The organism is Acidimicrobiales bacterium (assembly GCA_035533095.1).
Taxonomy (GTDB): Bacteria; Actinomycetota; Acidimicrobiia; order Acidimicrobiales; family Palsa-688; genus DATLUM01.
The window spans coordinates 1-3167 of record DATLUM010000052.1 but is presented as its reverse complement, the minus strand read 5'-3'; the positions used below and the strand labels follow the sequence as shown (position 1 = coordinate 3167).

At 68.0% G+C, this 3167-nt stretch carries 3 protein-coding genes; 1 reads left to right on the top strand and 2 read right to left on the bottom strand.

Translation table 11 applies throughout. The annotated features are described in order from the left end of the window. The first annotated feature begins 101 nt into the window (after positions 1 to 101). Positions 102 to 635, top strand: a complete 534-nt coding sequence (locus tag VNF71_06545; GenBank protein HVA74207.1) for a DUF6314 family protein — start codon at positions 102 to 104, stop codon at positions 633 to 635. Between the two features lie 347 nt (positions 636 to 982). Here the strand turns inward: VNF71_06545 and VNF71_06540 are convergent, their stop codons facing one another. Continuing rightward, entirely contained in the window at positions 983 to 2233 is a 1251-nt protein-coding gene (locus VNF71_06540) for an IS110 family transposase (protein HVA74206.1), read from the bottom strand. A gap of 429 nt (positions 2234 to 2662) precedes the next feature. After that, positions 2663 to 3167, bottom strand: a 505-nt coding sequence (locus VNF71_06535; GenBank protein HVA74205.1) for a transposase, incomplete at its 5' end; no start/stop codon positions are given.

Here is a 3167-nt window from a genome sequence, read left to right as displayed (position 1 = left end):
CGCAGCGATGCCGCACCCTAACAAGGCCTCGCGGGAGACTCCAAGCCGTTAACCTTCCCGCTGGCGCCTCCCCGCCTGCTCGAGTGGGCAGAATCGAGCGCATGGAGATCCTCGACACGCTCGACTTCCTCCTTGGGACTTGGCGCGTCGCGCGTTCGATCGAGGATCACCGCGCCGGGCTCCGAGGCACGTTCGAAGGAACCGCGGCCCTCGCCGAGGCACCGTCGAGTCCCGACGGTTCGCTCGATGCCCGAGCACGCTATGAAGAAGTCGGAGAACTGCGCTTCGGGGCCCTTGGTCAGAGAGCCCATCGTCGTCTGCTGTACCTGCGACAAGGCGATTCGACGGCGATGCTCTACTTCAGCGACGGCCGCCCTTTCGTCGACCTCGACCTCAGCGCCGGGGGGTGGACCAGCGTCCACTTGTGCGGCCACGATCGCTACGAGATCGCGACGTTCGTGAGGTCGCACGACGTGGTTGAGGAGCACTGGCGGGTACGGGGCCCGGCGAAGGACTACCGGGCTGTCACGAGATTGATGCGCATGAGGGGTCCGGACGCTCCGATCGTCGGCGCCAGCGGCTTGCCGCGGCGCCAGCACGAGGAGGCAAGTCGTCACCGCCGGCCGAGTTGTTGACCAAGTGTCGGGCATGGGGACCACCAGGCGCGGCCCGACCGCACCGCGGCGCCGCGCCCTTCCCCGCTCTGGAGCTCGGGCAGATGGCCGAGCGGCGGCACTGCTCGGCGGTGACCGGGGGCTGCATCGGCCTGCGTGGCTGACCGCCGGCGAACCGGCCGTCGCTTCGGCGGTTCGGACCGATGAGCCCTGGGCGAGGAGGATCGGCGCCGACGAGGAGGGTGGAACGTGTCGACACCGCCCGCTCTGAGGTGAGAATGACCTGAGTTGTGCGCGCGCTTGGGCGCGCCAGGCTGGGGTGCGGGGCGGAGCCCCGCTCGGGGCGCCAGCCCCGACGAGCAGATTGCTCAGGCGGCGACGGGCTCGACGGTGACCTTGTAGCCGAGTCGCTCGATCTGGTGGGCGAGGCGACGGGCGTGCTGCTCACTGTCGGTGCGCCGGTCGAACCAGTCCGAGCCAAGGTCGGCGTAGTCGCACTCGTGGGCGAGGATGTGCCAGATGGCGACGAGCATCGAGTGGGCGACGACGAAGATCGCCTTGGACTCGCTCTTCTTGCCGAAGCGGCGGCAGAACCTCCGGTACTGGGCTGCGTAGTAGCTGTCCCGGGCGTGCGAGGCCGACCAGGCCGCCTCGATCAGCGCCGAGCGCAGGGCGGCGTTGCCCTTGCGGGCCTTTCCCGACCGACGCTTGCCGGCCGACTCGTGGTTCCCCGGGCACATCCCGGCCCAGCTGGCGAGGTGGGCGGCGGTGGGGAACCGGCCCATGTCCACCCCGATTTCGGCGATGATCGCCTGTGCGGTGACCTTCCCGATGCCGACCATCGTGCACAACCGCTCAACCTGGCGAGCGAAAGGGGCGATCTCCACCTCCAGGCGGTCTTCGAGCTTGGCGATCTGGGCGCTGAGGTGGTCGACGGTGTCGAGGTGGGTGCGCAGCATGAAGGCGTGATGCTCGCTGAAGCCGCCTTCCAAGGCGAGCCGGAGCTCGGGGATCCTCGCCCGTGAGCGGGTCAGGGCCATCTCCGCCAGTACGTGCACGTCGCGCTCGCCGGCGATCAGCGCCTCGATCATGTTGCGCGGTCCCTTGCCGAGCACGTCGGAGACGACCGAGTCGAGCTTGATGCCGGCGTCTTCGAGCACCTTTTGGATCCGCTGGGTCTCCCGGGCCCGCTCTTCGGCGAGCTTCTTGCGGTGCCGGGTCAGGTCCCGCAGCCGGCTCATCACCGGGTCCGGAACGAAGCTGCCCCTGAGCAGCCCACACTCCAATAGAGAAGCGAGCCACTGGGCGTCGGCGACGTCGGTCTTTCTTCCCGGGAGGTTCTTCACGTGCTGGGCGTTGGCGAGCAGGATCTCGAAGCTGGGCTCGGGGCAGAGCACGTGCCAGGGCGCCTTCCAGTAGACCCCGGTCGCCTCCATCACCACCTGGGTGACGCCATGACCGACGAGCCAGGCTCGCAGCTCGCGTAGCGACGACGTCCACGTGCGGAACTCCCGTAGCTCGGTGCGGCGCTTCCCCTTCTCTCCGGGCAGGCGCACCGCCGCCATGATTGTGTCCTTGTGGACGTCGAGCGCCGCGCAGCGCTCCACGATGACCTCCATCGCAACCTCCTCTGCTCGGTGCTGTCGGTGGTCGCCCCTGGGGCCTGTGTGGTGTTGGAGAATCTGAGGTACGTCCTCGAAGGAACAGTGCGTGGTGCCTGCAGGCCCCGGCACCAGTCTGACCCGCGGGCTCTATGGCACCAATGAGAGTCCGGGCTCGGCGGGCGACCAGCACCATTCTCATCCGCCGTGGCGGTCCCTGCCAGGGGCCATGTGGGTCTGACCCTGATTTTGCAGAGGGCACCCTCGAGCCTCTCCGGAAGCTTGATCTCGGCGCAGAATGCCAATTGGGGGGCCGCAGATGCCCGTTGTGGGACGGTGAGGACAGGTTTCGCCCGGCTCTCGGGTTGAACGAGCGATTCGTGGGAGCTTGACCCACCACAAGGGCAGGCTTCGCCCTTGTGGGGTCGATCCTCATTGTCTTGGGGTTCAGGCGAAGGCCGGCAGGGCTCGCAATCGCTTTATCGCGGCGATGAACGCGCGTGCGTGGGGGTAGGCCCGCGGGAGGCGGAGATGAATCTGGCGGCCGCGGCGCGTGACACGTGCGGCGACGTTGAAGAAGGAGAACCGGAGACGCTTGCCCCGACTGGTCCGGAACGCCTCGGGCAGCGCCAGGACGCGGATCCAGCGGGCGACGTTGTAGGCGAGCGCGGAAGCGAGCCACCAGCACCAGTTGCCGAGGAAGCTCTGTAGCGGAGCGTGGTTCAGCCCGAAATCGTGCTTGAGCTGGCGGATTGCTTCCTCTGGGGCACCACCGCGGAGACGGTGGTGGTGCTCGATCGTCGCGATGTCGCAGAAGATCGCCGGGATGTTCGTCACGATCGCGTGGAAGCGCCAGCCACCGAGGTCGTCGAAGGCGAGCTGGGAGCCGACGCTCTTTCTCTGCCGGCGGACGATCATGCGTAGCTCTCGTTCCCCGAGGCTGTAGCGGCAC

Excerpts from the sequence above, each read along its gene's own strand:
- VNF71_06540 (HVA74206.1), bottom strand. The coding sequence starts at position 2,233 with ATGGAGGTCATCGTGGAGCGCTGCGCGGCGCTCGACGTCCACAAGGAC.
- VNF71_06545 (HVA74207.1), top strand. The coding sequence starts at position 102 with ATGGAGATCCTCGACACGCTCGACTTCCTCCTTGGGACTTGGCGCGTC.